This window comes from Moheibacter sediminis (assembly GCF_900176425.1).
GTDB lineage: Bacteria > Bacteroidota > Bacteroidia > Flavobacteriales > Weeksellaceae > Moheibacter > Moheibacter sediminis.
The window spans coordinates 33,122-53,317 of record NZ_FWXS01000006.1 but is presented as its reverse complement, the minus strand read 5'-3'; the positions used below and the strand labels follow the sequence as shown (position 1 = coordinate 53,317).

General features: G+C 37.0%; 9 protein-coding genes and 1 tRNA gene. 7 read left to right on the top strand and 3 right to left on the bottom strand.

Annotated features, from left to right (window positions below; all coding sequences use genetic code 11):
- The first annotated feature begins 38 nt into the window (after window positions 1-38).
- Window positions 39-122, top strand: a tRNA-Leu gene (locus B8977_RS09755).
- 99 nt (window positions 123-221) lie between these two features.
- Here B8977_RS09755 and B8977_RS09750 read toward each other — a convergent pair.
- Both B8977_RS09750 and B8977_RS09745 read right to left on the bottom strand, forming a co-directional pair.
- Complete coding sequence (locus B8977_RS09750; protein ID WP_084017528.1) at window positions 222-4,559, bottom strand: carboxypeptidase regulatory-like domain-containing protein; 4,338 nt, start codon at window positions 4,557-4,559, stop codon at window positions 222-224.
- Window positions 4,560-4,710: 151 nt separating this feature from the next.
- Window positions 4,711-5,892, bottom strand: coding sequence for a helix-turn-helix domain-containing protein (locus B8977_RS09745; RefSeq protein WP_084017527.1), 1,182 nt, complete (start codon window positions 5,890-5,892; stop codon window positions 4,711-4,713).
- A gap of 435 nt (window positions 5,893-6,327) precedes the next feature.
- Here B8977_RS09745 and B8977_RS09740 point away from each other — a divergent pair, with 435 nt between their 5' ends.
- From B8977_RS09740 to B8977_RS09715, 6 genes are all read left to right on the top strand, one after another.
- Complete coding sequence (locus B8977_RS09740; RefSeq protein WP_084017526.1) at window positions 6,328-7,947, top strand: T9SS type A sorting domain-containing protein; 1,620 nt, start codon at window positions 6,328-6,330, stop codon at window positions 7,945-7,947.
- A 1-nt stretch (window position 7,948) separates the two neighbouring features.
- Window positions 7,949-10,858 (top strand): hypothetical protein, encoded by a 2,910-nt coding sequence (locus B8977_RS09735; protein ID WP_143736437.1) that lies wholly within the window; start codon window positions 7,949-7,951, stop codon window positions 10,856-10,858.
- Between the two features lie 44 nt (window positions 10,859-10,902).
- Window positions 10,903-14,562 carry a DUF6443 domain-containing protein gene (locus B8977_RS09730; protein ID WP_159447479.1) on the top strand — a complete coding sequence of 1,220 codons (3,660 nt, stop codon included), beginning with the start codon at window positions 10,903-10,905 and terminating at the stop codon, window positions 14,560-14,562.
- A 5-nt stretch (window positions 14,563-14,567) separates the two neighbouring features.
- Complete coding sequence (locus B8977_RS09725) at window positions 14,568-15,032, top strand: hypothetical protein (RefSeq protein ID WP_084017523.1); 465 nt, start codon at window positions 14,568-14,570, stop codon at window positions 15,030-15,032.
- Between the two features lie 26 nt (window positions 15,033-15,058).
- Complete coding sequence (locus B8977_RS09720; protein ID WP_084017522.1) at window positions 15,059-15,523, top strand: hypothetical protein; 465 nt, start codon at window positions 15,059-15,061, stop codon at window positions 15,521-15,523.
- A gap of 261 nt (window positions 15,524-15,784) precedes the next feature.
- Complete coding sequence (locus tag B8977_RS09715; RefSeq protein ID WP_084017521.1) at window positions 15,785-16,480, top strand: IS1 family transposase; 696 nt, start codon at window positions 15,785-15,787, stop codon at window positions 16,478-16,480.
- Window positions 16,481-16,652: 172 nt separating this feature from the next.
- On the opposite strand, the gene B8977_RS09710 is transcribed toward B8977_RS09715, so the two are convergent.
- Entirely contained in the window at window positions 16,653-20,099 is a 3,447-nt protein-coding gene (locus B8977_RS09710; protein WP_143736435.1) for a hypothetical protein, read from the bottom strand.
- Between the last annotated feature and the right edge of the window lie 97 nt (window positions 20,100-20,196).

Sequence of the window (20,196 nt, the reverse complement as noted above, 5' to 3'; positions counted from 1 at the left end):
AATCATAAAAACTTTATATATTTGCCGTCCAATTACCAGCCCGAGTGGCGGAACTGGTAGACGCGCTGGATTCAAAATCCTGTGTTCGCAAGGACGTGCCGGTTCGATTCCGGCCTCGGGTACAAAGCTTCAAAGAAATTTGAGGCTTTTTTTGTTTTATAAAATCAAAGAACCGCCCCATTGAAACAATGAGGCGGTTGCATTATAAATTAAAAGGAATTTTACTTGAAAATTAATTTTTTGGAAGTAATTCCTTTTTCAGTTTGAACTTGAATGATGTAAGTTCCTGCTGAGAATTTCTGTTCCATCATAGATGTTCCGGCTTCTTTTTCGCCAGAATACAAGATTCTTCCATTCAAATCAAAAATCTTGACAGCAGCCTTTTTATCAACTTTCAACCAGAATTTCCCGGAAGAAGGGTTTGGATAAACTGCAAATTCACTTAAATTATGGTCTTCCGTATTCAACCTTGAAATAATGATTTCCGTTTTCTCAGAAGCTCCTGTGTTATAAACAGCTTCCACTTCAGCAATGTGCGTTGGTTGTGTAATCAGACCATCGAGCAAATAGTTCATTTCCGTCAAGTTATCTACAACCAATTCACCATCCAGATAAACTCTGTAATAAAGCGCATGATTATATTCTTTTTCATAAGTCAAATCATCAATTTTCAAAATGTAACTATCGTTGCTTACAAAATTAATAGCCACATATTTAGTTCCTTCCGGTGCATCGTATGAATATTCCGTCCATGTTGCAGGCACTGTGATTTGATTTCCAAATGCTGTAAAATCTGATACTTCAGTTCCTGTTGTCGAGTATAGAACTCGCATTCTTTCCAGCATTTCATTGGTTAACGAGGCTGCATTGAAAGAAAATTCTCCACTTCCAGCCGGGATGATCAACCAGTCATTATTAGCACCATCCGGACCTGCAAATGCAGTTAAAAATCTACGTCCGGAAAGAGAAGGAATATTTACAGGTGGTGTCGTTGCATGAGGATTAAATACCATAAATGCCATTGGAATACCTGCATTTGGCCAGCTGAAATTATTGTACGTATAAGTTCCAAGCCCATCCAAGTCTTTCATAATGTAATTTCCGATAGTTTGGCGTTCAAAGTCCGCATACTTTTCGATTTTATCAGTGAACGTATCATGAAGCGTCCAGTCAAGTCTTGCAGAATTCCCTTCTACATCAGCAGTCAGATTAGAAGGTTGAACTTTCAGTAGATTTAACGGAACTGTGACATTGCTTCCTTCTTCTACAACAACGTTAGAAAGTTCTGCAATTTCATAATTGTTTAACTCTACTCTTACGTTGTAATTTCCATGCATTAACTGATTCAGGGTAACAGATCCTGATGCCGGCACAAATGCTTCAGCAAAATTTTCATCGTTCCAAACGGAAACATAAGCTCCTTCTGCACTTCCGAAATCTGTATCAAGATTTAAAGTGAAATCAAAGAACATATTGTGTTCAATCTCATTTGAAATCCCTTTTTCTGAAATTAAATTATCACCATAAATTGCTTCAACTCCATATTTGTACATATTTGGCGCAGCATCATTCAAAGTTGTATCATTGTAAGTAGTTGATGTAATTGGCGACGGAGTAAGTTCAGTCCAGTTTTCTTCAGTAGCAGGACTTCTGTAAACTTTATAACCCGCCGGATCTGCCTCCATCGTGTTATTGGCTATACCATAGATATTCCAGTTTTTATTGGTCAAACTCATACCAAGCCACGCGCCGTTTTCGTATTTCATACTTCCCTTTCTGCCAGGCGCATTTGGCCCGTCATCCAATCCAATCGGATAAGCACCATATTGTCCCGCAAGGAATTCTACTCCAATCCATAATTCTTTGGTAAAATCAATTGCCAAGGATTGCGTCAATTCAATTACATACCAATCTTCACTTGGTATTGAAACCGGCTGTGAATGTACAAGTTGCTCTGCATTTGGACCTTCAAATATCTTGATGACAGCGTTGGCATTGTTGGCAAAATAAACTCTTACGTGTGTCAATTCTGCACCTTCAGTTAATTTAGCGTGGAGATCAGAAGTTTCAAATCTAACTCCAGCAATAAACGGATCGCCGCCATTACCCCAAGCATCTCCGGTTGTAATGAAGCTTCCCCAACCTAACATGGTTTCATTGTATTGCCCAACCGGCACTCTCCATTCCACTTCACCTACACCTTCATTATTTACTGCAACGACATTTCCTGGTTTGTTCAATGCCAATTCCAATGTTATAGTGTCAATTGTGTGGTCATTATCTTCACTTGTAAATGTTACAGTTTCAGAAATAAATAACGGATGAGCCGCTTCCAATTCATATTGTTTATCTGCAAATGCTTCTAATGTGAAATTCCCTGCGGCATCACTTACAGTATTAAATTCAGAGAATCCAGTTAAATTCAAATTAATTCCTTCTAAACCGTTTCCGTTAACATCAACGACTCTTCCGGAAATCAAGATTGGAAGTGAATTGTCAAGAACAGCATCTAAAACTAATTGTTGATTTGGAGTTACAGTGAATTCAATTTCAACAGTATTAAATGTATTCTTGCTGAAAGTTGCCACATAATTTCCAGGAATCAATGCAGGGATTTGATAACCACCTGACGCATTGGTTATAGTTGTTTCTGTTTGATAAGCATTTGAATCTTCTGGAGTAATGGAAACTGTTACGCCTTCCATTGGAGAACCATCTGAAAATAATGTAACTGTTCCGGAAACACTGGCGAAATCAGTAGTTTTTTCAACCACAATACTTGGAATTGTAATAACTTCTTCGAGCGTCCATGCCGCAGGCTGAGATGTGATCACACTTAAATCTACAGAATATCCAATAGAAAAATAAGTCCGCATCCCTTCCACCGGAGTATTATAAAACTCGCGAGGATTGACAGAAGGAGGATTATTCAATAATGGTTTCACAATGGTGATAATCACATTTTGATTAGAGCTGGCATCGTAATAAAAAGGCTGATCGAACTCAATGGTCGTCGCATTTCGTCCTGCAACAAATTGAATATTTCCATCAAACAAAAGTTTTTGATTACCAAAATATTCCCAAACTGCATTGTTGGTAGTTGTACCAAATGTATTACGGTTCGTAGTACTCATGTAAATTTTATAACGTGCAGTGCTGGTGGCTCCCAAGTTCCCAAAATAGGAAATAGAAGTAATCAATCCGCTGCCGCCAATTTCTTCAGGCTTGTAAATACTCTGTGAGATGATAGAACCTCGGCTCAATTCAAATGGCTGATCTGAAGGGCTGTTTCCGCTTGTGACTGAAACCTGATTTGCATTCATTCCCGAATAAGCCGGAACAGCAGCAGGTATTCCCGGATTTGTCGGGCTGGTCATTGCAGTGATTGTATAAGTGTATAAATTAAATGCCGGAATGGTTGTTTCCGTGAAAGTAGTACTTGTATGCATTTCTGCTAAAGTTACGGTACTGCTTCCTAAAGTTCTGGTAATTTTATAGCCTACTACCGGATTTTGTAAAACCCCACCATTTTGGCCATAATTTACTTCATTCCAAGAAATTACAGTTTGCAAGCTTCCATTTTGTGTGAAAGTTATATTAGCCGGTGCTCCAGGAACGGTTTCATATCCGAAAAATGTAATGGGCGTATTGTAAGCAACACCATTTCCGGAAGCATTATAGGGAACAAATCTGTGGGTATAAGAACCTTCTCCCGGTAAATTATCGGTATAAGTCATCGCTTGGCCTACAGCTGAAGGAAGATTGGCAATTTCAACCAAATTCATAGGATGCGTTCCTCTGTAAACTTTTACACCTGTCATGCTGCTCAAAGCATTTCCAGCATTGTCAAGAGTTGGATTTGTCCAGTTGAAAACAGCCTGAAATCCAGAATTCATCTGAGTTTCAGAAGAGAAATTGGTAATCGTATTGGGTGCTGTACCCGCTACAGTTGGCGTGAATTCTATGTCATCTACCAACATCATAAAGGCTTGTGAAACACAGTTTATCGCCACATATTTTGCATTATTTGGAATCGTAAATTGATACCTTGCCCAATTCATTGTAGTTGTAGTGGGTGTAGCATTGACAAATGTAAAATCTGCGGGATTTGAACCGGTAGTTGAATACGCAACTTTAAACCTGTCTAAACCTGCAAAATCTGCAGCACTTTTAGCATAAAAAGAAAAAGTACCACCCGTATGCGCCGCCAATTCACTTGAAATCAACCAGTCATTGCTCGGGCCGGAATAAGAAGATATACTTGCAAAATATTTTTGACCGGAACGAGGGTCATAACCCGGAAGTGTATTGACAGGATCTGTCTGAGAAGGATTATAAACGATAAATCCCAAAGGACCTCCCTTGCCTGGGAAACTTTGAAATGGGCCTGCTGTAACCAGGCCATCTACATCAAGTGAAGTCCATCCTACAAGACCGTTTTGCTGAAAGTCAGCGTGCGACTCGACGTCGTCTTTGAAAGGTTGTAATAATTGACCATGAAGCCAGCCCGAAAGAGCGAAAAGCATGGTTAGTAAAAAAAGTCTCTGTGTTTTTTTCATTCTGCGTGTTTTAAAATTTTTTTATGTTTAATTAATTTGTGAAAATAATCAACACGAAAACTACTCAGTTAATGACTCCTGGGCAAATTATATAACTCCTTTTCGTCCCAAACGGAGATGACATTGTGTGACAACGCTAAATATGAGCTGTTTAGGAATTGAGAGAATTTTTACGGTAAACAGCCGGAGTTACTTTTTCTATGTCTTTAAAAAACCTGTAAAACACTGACATGGTTTTAAAACCGGATTGGGCAGCAATTCCTTCAATAGAAAAATGCTGCATATTTTTATCGGAAAGCATGATTTTACTTTCAGCGATGCGCAATTCATTTATGTAATTATAAAAAGTTTTATTCAAACTATTATTAAGCGCAAAAGAAATGGCATTTCGGCTTTCTGAAATGGATTCTGCCAAATCATTTAGATTGAAATTTGGATTTTTATATAATTTTTGTTCTTTCATGACCAATTCAATTTTGGCAATGATCATCAAATCTTTGTCATCCGTTTTTTCATCCGAAGAATTGATTTCATACAAATTTTCAACTTCTTTCAAATCTGTTATCAAAGGTTCATTTATCTGAAAAACTTCAGGAAGAGATTCATTTTTTGTAAATAGAAGAGGATATTTATAAATTATAACTGTTATGTAAAATAAGCTTACTGCAATCACAGCATGGTATCCCATGTACAAATAATATGCATCAACTAAAGTACTTCTTACAATGGTTGATATACCGCCAACGATGAACACTATTGCAAAACTGTAATTGATGATTTTAAACCATTCAAGCTTGCGGCTTTCTATTTCTGAGTAATCTTTTTCAATTTTCTGCTGCCACTTTTTTAATAAAAAATTGGTTTTGAAAAAATAAAACGGACCTTGGATGGTTGCGAAATAGGCGCATACAATCCTCCGTATCTTAAACCATTCATGATGGCGCATATTGGCAATGGAAAAATCGCTGTCAAAATAAAGATAGAAAGTAAAAATTAAATAAATATAGATGGGTAAAAAATGTAAATGATCTTCTTTCTGAAATCCTTTAGATTCGTTAAACAAATATTTTATATAAAGATAAATTGGCGGAAATAATGTCAGTGCAAGCATAGGGCCGATGAATGTCGTCAGTGTGACACTGAACAAAGCTCCCTTAGCAATAAATGCAAAGAACCAATAACATGAAAAGCCCCACGCAAACAGAAGTAAGGCAAGTATATTATTTGAGAAAGGCCGGTTTTTGTCTTTGGTTAAAAGATAAATGCTCAACACAGCCTGTGAAGCACCAAAAAGCATTAAAACCGAAAAGTAAGATTCAATTGCAGATAACATATTCAACAGAGTGTCTTGAAATAAATTAAATTTCCTTCAACATCTTAAGTCGGTTCAGCCAAAGATATATAATTTTTCTGCTTGCAGAGATTGTTTGTGGAAAATTACGCAATGTCATTTGAATCGTTATTGCAGTCGCAATAACAGAATTCATTTTGAATAACATCTCAAAAATTAATTAAAAATACCATGTTCTTAGTATTTTTTAATTATTCGAAAATATTTAAGTTTGTAGTCTCAAATTTAAACCTATGAAACCAGACCTATCTTTACAAGAGGCATCGTCTATTCGATTCATTTTCCTTACTCTATCACTGATAATTATGTTTTGAAATATTCTATTTATAGAACTTATTTCGAACAGCTACTCTATAAGAATTTATTATATGACAATCAATTTTCAACTTTAAAATTCTTCTAATTCAATTATAACTTATGAAAAAAAGATATTTAAGCCTATTATATCTAGGTACTTTACTAAATCTTTCAGCCCAAGAAGTTCTCTGGCAAAAAGACATAGCATCATCAACGCAGAATATTCTTTCTGACATGACATTTACCCCTGATCGCCAGATGGTTCTTTCGGGTAGTTCTATCCATCAAAATTCTGAAAATGAAAATAATGGATATGATTATCATGTTGTAAAACTTTTACAGGATGGAGAGATATCGTGGGAAAAATACTTTGGAGGAGCCAAGAATGATTACCTACACTCTGTGGTTTCTACAAATGAAGGAGGGCTTATTCTAGCCGGAACCTCTTTTTCAAATCAGTCACACGATAAGAAAGAAAAGAATGCCGGCGGATCAGATGTATGGATTTTAAGATTGGATGAAAGCGGAGAAGAATTGTGGCAAAAAACAATAGGCACCCAGAATAATGAAGAAGCTTCGAGTATTATCCAATCAACCGATCAGGGCTTTTTTCTTGCAGGAAGCATTCAATCAAATAATCATTTTTTTGGGTCAAAAGACATTTTTGTTTCAAAATTGAATGAACAAGGAAAACTTATAAAAACAATCATACTAGGAGGTGATACTATAGATGAGGTGACAGATATGATAGCTACACCTGATGGCGGAGCTGCTATTCTCATTTATTCTACTTCTATGAAGTCTGCTGATATTGTTCTAGACGTTGATAATTTGAACCGTAATGACGGGAATGAATTTATTTCTTCTATAGAAAATCTTAGAGGTAAGAGCCAGGATAGCTTCGGCGAGGGTGACTATTGGGTTGTGAAGCTGGATGAAAATGCCAATATAGAATGGCAAAAAATATATGGTGGAGAAAAAGACGATTATCCCAAGAGTATTGTATTTACAGAAACAGGTTATCTGATTGGAGGAGAAAGCAAAAGCGGCTCATCAGGCAATAAAAAAGAAGATGCTGTTGACGGAACAGATTTGTGGTTGATATCATTGGACCATTCAGGGAACGAAATATGGCAGAAGAATTACAGCTTAGGAGGGAAAGACATACTGATGAGCATGCATGTAATCAGAACAACCAATCAGGACAACCAAAGCTTAGATAAGGGTTATCTGCTGGGAGGTTATACACAGGCAGAAGAGAGAGTCCGAAAAAATGATGAACAGTTCTGGATGCTTTATCTTGACAGTAAGGGAAATGAAGAATGGAGAAAACATACAGAAGGCAAATCTGCAAAAAAAGAAGAACATCTGGTAACAGCGAAGTTGCAAAATGATGGCACATATATCTTGGCAGGCACAAGCGGAGATATAACCGGTGATGAAAACTGGAAAATATTGAAACTAGGAGACAAGCAATTGTCTGAGCTTGTAGAGAAATATGATATCCGCATCTACCCTAATCCTGCAAATGAATACTGCTATGTAGAATTGGGCTTTGAACTTGAAAAAAATGAAGAAGCAGAGATATTTCTTCATGATATGAGCGGAAGAAAGATACAAACGCTCAACACAAAAAATGCAGTAACAAAAGTAGATACCAAAGTCTTACCTGCCGGCGTCTACATAGTTACTGTAAAAACATCCAATAAAACTGTGAATTCAAAATTAGTAAAGAAATAAAATGATGAAAAATCTATATATCCTATTTGCTTTTGTAATTAGTATGTCCTTGAAAAGCCAGGACAATTCCAATTCGGCATCTGTGCTCACTCCTGTCGCTAACCAAACAGGTGTTCCTGACATATCATTCCCACTTGTTGACTTACCTGCCACCAAAGATTTCAATATAAGTCTGGGTCTTAGTTACAATCCTAATTCATTCAGGATGGGCGAATACAGCGGTCAGGTTGCCAAAAACTGGATACTGTCAGGTAGCAATTTTACAATCACCCGAAAAGTCATGAGCAGCTGGATAGATGAAGTTGATCCTGCTGACGGGAACTGGGATGATATTTACTTCTATACACTTAATGGAGAGCAGGGCAGCTTTAAATTTGAGAAACATGGAACTTTTCCTAATGATACATACCATGTCGTAAAACTAACCTCAAGCAATGTGAAAATTGAGTTTGAGAGAGAAATAGTAGGTTATAGTACTAAACCCGTAAAATCTTTTACTATTACAGATAGTAAAGGCTATAAATACTATTTTCAAGACCACGATTACTATAAACTTTCTGTAGAGCAAGGGCGTGATATGAGAAATACTTTTTATATAACAAAGATTCTTGATGCTAAAAATAGGCAGATAGTAACTTACACTAATAAAAAATATACCAGTTATGAAGAACATAGCAACAATACTATTATTGACGGATGGATTTATTTACCTGAAAAAATACAAACAGATTATGGTTCAATTACCATAGATCATGGAGACGGGGGGTATACATTTGATTTTCATGATAAATACTTTTTAAATGTTTTTACCCTAAAAGATCATAAAGATAATTTTGTTTCAAAATATAGCTTAAACATTGAACCTTCTGGTTACAGCTTCTATGATCTACATAGTGAATATGATGATTTCCCTGAAATAAGGTCTTTCAATTCTCGAATACTAACAAGAATAAATAGATTAGATCAAAGTTCCAATCTTCTTGAAAGAACTACGCTAAACTATCGCCTTTTGACCACTAATATTTATGGCCCCTCAAATATTTGGAAAGATTATCTTCCAATTAACCACAAATATTATACAGATGATGATCCTAATTCTCTTTTAGTTGGTGTGTTGGAATCCGTTATTCTGCCCACCAAAGCTAAAATTGATTATCAATTCCGGGTAAATAAGTTAAAGTCTGAAGATAAAAATACGACTGCTTACATTCAAAAAATGCAAAATCCGATGGATTTTTCTGACCCTGAAATTCAATATTTAGAACATGTACAATCTATTGATTTTGATACTAGGAACACTAAGATATATCCCCTAACAGGATTCCAAAAATCACCTAATACACGCATTTACATTAGATTTGTAAAATATGAAACATACCCCTACGAAGAGCAGGAGCATGAACCTTTGCAACCTGGTGTTTTCCCTCCTCCGAGACTTGCTTACAACGTAAAAAACGCTATCTATAATTCTTACGGACCTCATAATGATACCGAAGATCTTAATAGTAAATTTTATGTTATTCCTTCCAATGGGAGTGCATACATAGAAATAACCGGTTCAGGAGGCAACGGATATTTCGATATTTTTGAAAAGCATTATACTTCTCCTCCTTACATCAATGAGAAAACGCTTCCCAATTCAGGCGTGAGAATAGAAAAAATCACTTACAATAGTTGGGAAGGCAATTCTTATGGAACTAATCCTAAAATAGTAAACTATGACTACACCCGTTTTGACGAGCCTGGAATATCAAGTGGTGTAGCAGTAGGAGATGACCAGAAAGAAGCAATCATTTATAAAAATATAAAGGTTACGGAAAGTGACAAGGGAGGCTATACAAAATATTACTATAAAACACCTTTTGACTTCCCTACTGATCCCCATCCTACATTGATGAACAAAACGATATGGCCAAATTATAACCTCAGAAAGAAAGGAATCCTTGATAAACAAGAAATCTATAATGCAAATAATATAATCAAACACTCTACAGTATTTGACTATACGCTCCCATCTTATAATGTTTCACAGCTTTATCCATATGAAGTACAATGTGAGAACTGCCCATATGCTCATCCGGCTGGAGATCCGTATATGATGTACACCCAAGAATTATTCGCAGAAAAGATAAAAACCGAAGACTATGACTACGATGCGCAGGGCAACTCGATGAAAGTTACAGTAGAAAGAGGGTTCAACCTGCAAAACAATAACCTGATGTCAGAGAAGAAAACCACTGCAGACGGAACCGTATCTGAAGTTACCTACAAATATGCGCTTGAAAAAAACAATACAAAACTTTTAAATGCAAGTATGTTTTCTGTACCCCTCGAGGTTGTTCAAAAGCAAAACAACATAGAAACAGGTAAGGTAGAGATGAAATTTGACCATACAGATAATTTCTTCCCTTCATCTATCAAGAAATTCGGAATCAATAATGCGCTGAACTCAGAAGAGAAAAATGAACTATATGATACGATGGGCAACGTACTGCAGACCACAAGCAAAACCGGAATTGCAACCACATTCATTTATGGTTACAACAGTACATTATTGATCGCTAAAATAGAAGGAGCAACCTATGCACAGGTGATGCAGGCTTATGGACTGCCAAATACTTCGGAGGCTTATAAAAGTCTGGATATTTACACCAGGTCAAATCTTGATATAAATGATGCCACAGAGGAAGCTTTCAGAATAAGACTGGACACATTCAGGCTCAATTCCAATTTCAAAGATTATCAGATTACCACTTATACATACGATCCGTTAATAGGAATCAAGAGCATGACCACACCGAGCGGAAACAAGGAATACTATTATTACGACAATGCCAACCGCCTGATCAGAGTAGAAGACATCAACCACAATGTGATCAAGGAAAATAAATACAAAAATTACATTCAGTAATGTATAAAATCCTATCGTATCAAGTATCTATAAAAAAGAATCACATGAAAAACCTATATATCACCTTATTGATGCTATTGAGCATCTCCGGTAAACTATACTCACAGAACTTCAGTCCTAATCAGACCTACACATATACGAGAGTATTTCTGGAAGGCGTAACTGTAAGTAATATGAACAGTGGGCAATCGATCCAAAATGTAACCTATACCGATGGATTGGGAAGAGTAAAACAAAACATAGTCATTAACGGCATCCAGCCCGGACAAGACCTTGTAAGTACCTATTTCTCTGAGCAGGGCGCAAAGCAGACCAAGCAATATCTTCCAATTTCCGTAAACAGCCAGAACGGAGCGATTCATTCTGTTTCGGAATCGGGCATCAATCTATATCATGGTACTACAAATGCTTATGCAGAGGTAAAATATGATGATTCCCCTCAAAACCGTGTTATAAAAACAGCAAACCCCGGAACTGACTGGAAGATGGACGGGCAGAATACCAAAGAATTTACATATGGATTTAATGAAGCCAACACTGTCAAAAAATTTGTGTCGGCACTGAATACCTCTACTTTTGAAAATTCCCTTACACAAAGTGGGTTCTATGCCGTAAATACACTTCATAAAACGACCGCAAAGGACGAAGACGGAAACATTTCCATGGAATACAAAAACGGAAGCGGACAAGTTCTGATGACACGTATAAAAAACGGGGCTGTCAATCTGGACACTTATTATGTTTATAACCAGTACAACCAGCTGACATACATCATCCCACCTTTGAACTCGGGAGAAAACCCTCTGACAACTGACACTAAAAACAAAGTATTGTACCAGTATAAGTACGATGCAATGGGCAGATTAATTGAAAAAAAGCTTCCGGGAAAAGAGAAAGAATTTTATGTCTATGACAGGGAAGACCGCGTAATCATGTCCACCGATACCAAAATGAAATCGGAAGGCAAATGGGCATTTGTGAAATACGACAAACTGGGAAGAGTTATCTACACCGGACTGTGCACCGGAGGAGAAAGAAATACGGAACAGGCAGGTGCCAACAGCTCAATTGCTGTGTTTGAATCCAAAAGTGCAACAGGGTTCAACAACTCTTTCACTTTGATTTACTATACTAAAAATGCCTATCCTACTTCAGTTACCGATGTATTGAGTGTCAATTATTATGATGAATACCCGGCAGGAGTACCTTCCAGACCTGCACAGATTTACGAACAATCAACACTATCCTCTGATATTACATCTACCCACAGCACCAAATCAATGCTTACTGCATCATATGTCAGAAATATGGAAGATGAAAAATGGAACAAGACTGTTTTCTGGTATGATGCCAAAGAGCGCCTTATCGGAAGCCACAAGACCAACCACCTTAACGGCTACAGCAAGACAGAGATGAAACTGGATTTTCCCGGAAATATCAGGGAATCGAAAGTGAACCATAAAAGAACAACGAATGCTGCAGAAATAGAAATAAAGCAGCGCTACATCTACTCTGCACAAAACCTCTTGACCCATCACTTCCACAAAGTAGACAACCATCCGGAAGAGCTGCTTTCAGAACTCACTTATGACAACCTCGGTCGCATAACCAGTAAAAAAGTAGGAAACAACCTGCAGCAGTTAGATTATACTTACAATATCCGCGGCTGGCTGACTTCGGTCAACAATCCTGCAAATCTGGGAACAGACCTCTTTGCCTTCAAGATCAACTACAACCAAAGAGAAGGTGTGGAAACTCCCAATAATAACTTCTCCGCACAAAAAGTCAAACCACGCTACAACGGAACCATCGCAGAAACTTCATGGGCAACATCATCGGGCATCATCGAAAGATACGGATATGTATATGACGCAGCAGGCAGGTTGACAGCCGGGCTTTTCCAGCCGCATGGTGACCCTTACCAAAAAAGCAATAGTGAGATCGTCAGCTATGACAACCGCGGAAACATCAAATCCATGTACCGTACCTCGTTCAAGCATCCGCAGGAAACCGTGGCAAGACTTATAGACAATCTTTTCTACGCTTATGACGGAAACAGGCTGACCAATATCAATGACCAAACGGGAAATGCAAACGGTTACGAAGGAGGAAACGGAACCATACAATATGACATCAACGGCAACATGACAGCGATGCCCGACAAGGGAATTACCAATATTACTTATAACTTCCTCAACCTCCCCACCACCATTGCAGATGGCAATACTACAACTTTTCTTTACAGTGCGGACGGCACAAAACTAAGAAAGACACTGACAATCAACCACAACGGCAGCAACGTGGACATCACTACGCTTTACCTGGACGGTTTTCAGTATTCCACACCCAACTCAGACCTGATCGCAGGTATGTTCCGTACTTCTGAAAGCGAGTCCTTAGAGTCAGCCAAAGTCGCATCGGAACCGGAAGCATTTACCTTTGCAGAAAAAGCGCCCGGAAACCCCGGAGGGGGAGATCCGCTGACATTCGACCTCGTCTTCTTCCCTACTTCCGAAGGGTTCTATGATTATGAGAATAAACGTTATATTTACCAGTACAAAGACCAGACCGGGAACGTACGCATGAGCTATACGAGACATACAACGACGGGGGCTGCCAGAGTACTGGACAACAATAAATACTATGCCTTCGGCATGAACCACCTCAACCAGCTAAGCATGCCGGGTTACAGTCCGCTTTCCGTGCCTTACAATTACAAATACAGCGGAAAAGAGCTTCAGGAGACAGGAATGTACGACTTCGGATGGAGACATTATATGCCGGACATCGGAAGATGGAACGGAATGGATCAGCTATCGGAAATGTATCACTCAACATCTCCCTACGGATATGTTTTAAATAATCCTGTTTCTTTCAGAGATCCTGACGGTAGATATACAGAAACGGATGATGCCTTTATATTTACAGGCTCAGAGATACAATCAGTATTAGGATACTTTGCAGAGGGCGGAAGTTATGGCAGTCTGTTATCTCATCTGGAAAGTGGAGGTAGCTTTGGTGATGGTCCTGTAACTACTTACTATAGTAATTATAATCCCGGACCATCTTGGTTTGGTAGAACATGGACTAATATCAGGAAATTCCTTGGGTATAAACCTAAACCTAGAATTATAATAGATGGAGCGGTTTCTTCATTTACAGAAAGCGGAGATCTAGTTGCTTTGACTGAACCAGACTTTCTTAATTTAAATGATTTTGGTATAGGTTTAGGAGTTGGAGTTAAAAATTTTAAAATAGGAAATGCGATAGATGTATCTTTAGGTGTTACTGCATTTTCTCTTACTTACGACAAAAATGAGGGAGATTTAAATTTGGCGATAGGTGAATTTGATTTAGGTGGCTCTATAGCTGGAGTTGGTGCTGAGGGTTCTATTAATATTTTCGAAACCAATTTCATTGATAACATTAAATTTGGAACAGCTACTGTTAGTGGAAGCTTGTCTGGTGTGAGTAGAGAAGCAGCCAGTGGAAGTGTCTATAGCAAAGAAAATGGGTGGTTCTCTGGAACTACGCTTAACAGTCCGATATACCCAGCTAACCGAATGGTTGACCTAAACAATAATGGAGGTAAAACTCCGATGTTTATTTTAGGAGGTGATGTGCGTGCAGGAATATTTAGATTTAATGTCGAAGTTAATGTAGATGATGTTGTTCAGGGGCCTTTAGGAAGTGGCTGGAAATAAAATATATGAAAAAAATAGTACTAATAATAGTGGTGCTAATAGTATTATTTGGAATAGTACGATTTCTACTCAATTTACTAGTTGAATCTGCACCAATGTACAAAGAATATCAAAAGTTCGTAAATAATTTCGATTTGGAATTAAAGGGTGAAATTATTGATATTAAGTCAGATGGTTCATTAAGGATTGCTTGTTTAAAAGTAGAACATTCAAATTATAAAGAATACTATAAAGTTGAAGGCAATAGGTTTTTTATGAGGGTAAAAGATTCATTAGCAGTTATGATTTATTCTACAAAGGATGTAAACAAGTTTCGACATCATCAATATAGAATTGGATCACAACTTTTGATTAATCATAATAATAACAAAAAAATTATTGAACTGGAAGAAAAACATACCATAGATATATATGGTATCGACACTTTTCCAGTTCGAGACTATCTTAAAAACAGTTGCATCCCAAACTAATTTATTAATGGAAATAGGAAGTATATATGAAAAAAATTATAATAATAATTTTAGGGATTTTTTTAGCTTTTATATTAATAATATTTCTCATCATTAAGGGCGTAGAATCAACACCCATGCATAAAGATCATCAGAATTTTATCGAAAATTTTGATTTAGAATTGAAGGGGGAAATTATTGAAATAAAATCAGATACATCTCTAAGAATAGCTTGTCTAAGAGTAGAAGAATCAAATTATAAAGATTATAATCAAATCGACAATAATAGATTTTTTATACGAGTAAAAGACTCTTTAGCAGTAATGATTTACTCTGTGAAAGATTTGAGAAGACCTCGCCATCATCAGTATAAGATAGGCTCCAAACTTGTAATTAATCTTGATAATAATAAAAAAATTATAGAAATAGATAATGGAGATACCATTGATGTGCATAGCATCAGAAAGTTTCCTGTTCGAGATTACCTTAAAAACAGTTGCATTCCAGATTAATAAATTTAATATTGATTTTCAGTCGATCAGAAATTAAAAACGAGACGTTCTTTAATACAAGTACAACAAAGAGACTGCAGGAGACCGGTATGTACGACTTTGGCTGGCGACATTATATGGGCGATGTATCAGAGTTAGTGATGAAATAAATATTTATTTTAAATCACTGAAAATCAGAAAATAATTTTCATAATATTTTAATTTAAGAGTGGACGTTATGTCCACTCTTTCTATTTTTAGCATCTTAAACCGCCTGAAAATATGAAAACCGAGACCAAGTGTTTCAAAGTTAGTGATACAGTAATCTGCCCTAATTGTAAAGCAAATCAAATTATAAAGAATGGTAAAACAAAAACGGGCAAACAGCAATTTTTATGTAAATCATGCAAGAAACGGTTTATAGATTTTTATACTTACAATGCATACCAAACCGACTTAAATCAACAAATTATTATTCTTACCAAAGAAGGTTTGGGAATCAGAAGTACTGCCAGAGTTTTAAATATTTCAACCACCACTTTATTGAAAAGAATTCTTTCCATTTCCCGCAACATCAAACCGCCTATTATCAGCATGAGAAAAGAATATGAAGTCGATGAACTCTGTACTTACATCGGCAGCAAACAAAGAAGGATCTGGATAGTTTGTGCACTGGAGAGAATCAGCAAAGGGATTGTTTCATTCAATATAGGCAGAAGAACCAATCAAACGCTGAAATCTGTTATAAGTACTTTAAATTTAAGCAAGGCTAAGTTTATTTACACTGATGAATTAAAAAACTATAAGTTTCTGATTGAGAAGAATATTCATAAAGTAAAACGCTTTGGGACAAATTCCATTGAAAGAAAACATTTGACGCTCCGAACACATTTAAAAAGGCTCAACCGGAGAACGATTTGTTTTTCCAGAAGTACAATTATTTTAAATTCAATAATGAAAATATACTTCTGGGGATGAAAACAATATAATCAATCAGCTTTATAAATATGCCCCCCACTACTGCGCACTCCGCTCACATTACTTCATCTTCCGTTTTGCTCACTGTTACTTTATGTTCTGTTAAACAATAAAATCCCAAGATCGACCATCATTCATGTAAAATTTAACGAAGTAAATGAATTAAAAAAGATTAAAACCTCGCCTGTATCTGCACGCTTCCGGTATGGATAGTTTTATTTTCTTCCGTTTTACGTCCGTCGTAACTTACATTTACACTTAAGAATGAATTCAACTGACGCTGCAATAACAATTGCCACACGAAATTGTCACCCGGCTTCAAACCTTCCATCATTTGGTTTCCGACAACGGATTGACCATTTCCGGTAAAATCATTTTTGATGTAATTAAAAGTTCCCAACAAAGAAGATTTAGCACCGTCATTCCACTGCACTTCCGCTCCCATGTTGGACTGTTTAAGCAATTCTTCTCCGGTTCGATTCGATTTATTTTGGTAGGTAAAATGAGCCGATGCGCTGAACTTGCTTTCAACCTGATATGTTATCTGTGGCTTCACCCGCCATGCATCTATGGTAAATCTGCGGGAAGCAAACAAATCCGAATCGCTTACTGTCACTATATTTTCACCCTCAGCTAAGAAAAAGAAATTTTCCCAAGGTTTGTATTTCGCATTGAGCAAATGGCTTCGGGAATCGCGTGATTCGCCTCCGGTGAAGATGAAACTTTTGGATTCTTGTTGTGAATAAGTATAGGAAGAAGACCATTTGTATTTGCTGCTTTGGTTGAAATTCAAATTGGTACGTAAAGTTTGGGATTTACTCAACAATTCTTCTGAACTTGTAAAAGGATTCCATTCGAGGGTTTTTCCTTCTTTTTTGAGTGAATTGTTGGATTGCAAAGACCCCTGAAGTGTCCATCTTCCCAGGAATTCATTTTCAGAATTAATTAATTCTTTGGGTTTTAATCTGACAGAGAAGTTAAATCCGTTTTTGTTGGTTTTTATATATTCCATCGTATTGGTAAAAACGCGGACATAATTTGCCTGGTCCTGAAATTCAGCAACTTCAAATTCATCCAATTGTTCAATGCCGTCACCATTGTAATCTGTCCATTTGTAAATTCCCATGCCGTCCGTCACTTTCACATATTCAAATTCACGTTGCGGCTCTACTCCGCTTCCCAGTTCATAAAAAGCATTTACGACCATTCCGCCACGGAAAAAACTTTTGTACCAGCGAATGTTTCCGGTGATGTAATCTTCGTTTGCCATGTCCTCAAATTCGTATTTTACGGAACGGTAATGCCCTGTCAAATCGAGTCGGTGGTCAGATTTATTAATTAATTTAGACTGAAGAATTAAACCATTTGAAACTGAGATTCTTTCCATCACGCCCAAACGAATGGAATCATCACGGCGGTTGTAAAAAGTAAGCTGAACATTCATCTTGGTCGAATCTCCAATTCCCGCTAATGCTTGGATTTCATCCCATTGGAAAGACAAATCAGATAAATTGTTTCCTTCCGGAGCGTTGATTCTGTCTTCAATTTCATTTCGCTCTCCCATGTATTGCGCACCGATCCAAAAAGATTTGTAAACCTTTCTCTTTGCAATGGCCTGATAGCGTAAAAATTGCGATTTGTCGGGATCTAAATCAGGGGTAAGAATAGAATGTTTTTCTGAATTCAACAAAGAGAAATTCGCTTGTGCAAAATTCTTTCCGGATTTATAATTCAAATTCAAATCATTTTTAAAACCCGTATACTGGTTTTCATTGTTTAAATAATGTAAATTATAATTTAAGTTTAATGAATCTCTGTAATTGGCTTGCAAACCGACTTTCAAATAAGTTTGATTGACTTCGGAGAGTTCTTGGTCGAGGTTGAAATCACGCGTAAATTCCACGGTTCTCAACCGCTGAATCGATTGGAAATTTTTCTGGATGTATGATAGTTCAAACAAAGGATTGAGCCCCCAATCTTTCATTTGGAATTTTCTGTTGCCGTAGACTCTTCCTCCAAAACCTACATTTTGATTGTCATCAATGTCCGAAAATAGATTTAAATCTTCATTGCTCATCGCCAAATCCAATCCAATCAAACCATTGTTTTTCAACTTATAAGCAGAATTAATCGTATAAAGCTGCAGTCTTTTGGGCGGAACCAATTGGCGAATCGGTTCGTAATTTCCTTGCGGAATGCCTCCAACAGGCGGAACATATTGAAAAATTTTCCCATTCACTTCAATGTCACTTTTTATATAATTTCCTCGATTATTACCCATCAAAGTAAAAGTTACATAAAACAATTCTTCTTCCGGATCATCCGAATATTCAAATATTTCAACACCATCAATCAAAACTTTTCGGTACAAATTCCGATCAGGGTCATACGCTGTTGGAACGGCAGTAGTATTGAACATTTCAGCCGTGTTGTTTCCGGCATCCGCTAGAATTTGTTTATCCGCATCACTCAGATTATCGTTCAAAGGATTATTTTTGGAATCACCGTTGGAATAAAAATGTCCTGCAATCTTAAATTTTTCCGACTCATGTTCAATTCCTCCATAAATTAAAAACTGAGAATAACTTCTGTTTGCATAAAGGTATTCCACCGTAATCCTTGAATTCGCAGTAATTAAACGATTGCTGGTAAAAGTTAATTCTCCTGTATTATAATTAATTACATAATCATTGTCTTCGCCACGCGTCAGCAAAACACCATCGAGGTAAACACGCTCACTTCCTGAAACGATGATAATAAACAATTCATTGTTATTCCCTGAAAGCCGGTATGGACCTTGATTTCCGTTTTGACCGATGATTTTCCGCGTGGCAAATTCCCCTCGTGTTGTACTTCCTGCAACTTGGATTCTGGTTTTGGAATCGTTGGCGTGCGTGAGTTCAGTTCCGATTTGCAATCCTGTTACTTTTTGTGTAAAATTCCCAAAGAAATCTTTGTCCTGAACCAAATCAATATGTCCCGCACGAACCCTTGAATTTTTATTGAACAATTCGACATAAACTTTGTCAAATTCCTGGAGTTGCTGCGTATAACCATCCGCTTGAATCGGAACATTGTTGTCAGAAATCACCGCATTGATGCCTATTTCTTCGGTTAAATTTCCTGACAATTGCAAATCCAAAGAAGATTGCGTAGAAGCACTTTGGTTGTTCCCGAAACGGATTCCCCGAACGAGAGAGCCACGGCTATTGAGTCCGTCGAATGGTTTTTTTTCTTTTATTTTTTCGTCTCCGAACGAATAAAAAATATTTTCTTTTTCGCGTTCGACTATCAGCGCTGTGTCTTTTGAATAATACGCAGTTTGCTGTAAATCGGGATGAATGAAATAGTATACGGTTGCCTTTTGGTTTTTTAAAGACTCGTCAAAATATATTTTTCCGGAAGCATGATCAACGCGGTAAAATAAATCAGAAATGGGTTGACCCAATTCATCAAAAACAAAAAATTTTTCCGGCAAAATCACATTTGCGTTGAGTTGAACCGTATCTGAAATTACGATAGAATCTTTTCGGGAATTGTCATTTTGCCACGAAGGAACCTGCCCCCATGCAAACGAAATCAAAACCGAACAAAAAAGTAATACTATTTTATACCGCAACTGCAACAATAGAATTTATGTACAAATAACGGAAATTTGATGTTTGTCGTGTGCAGGATTTGTAACAAACCTCGTCCAAGTTAAACTTATAAGTAAA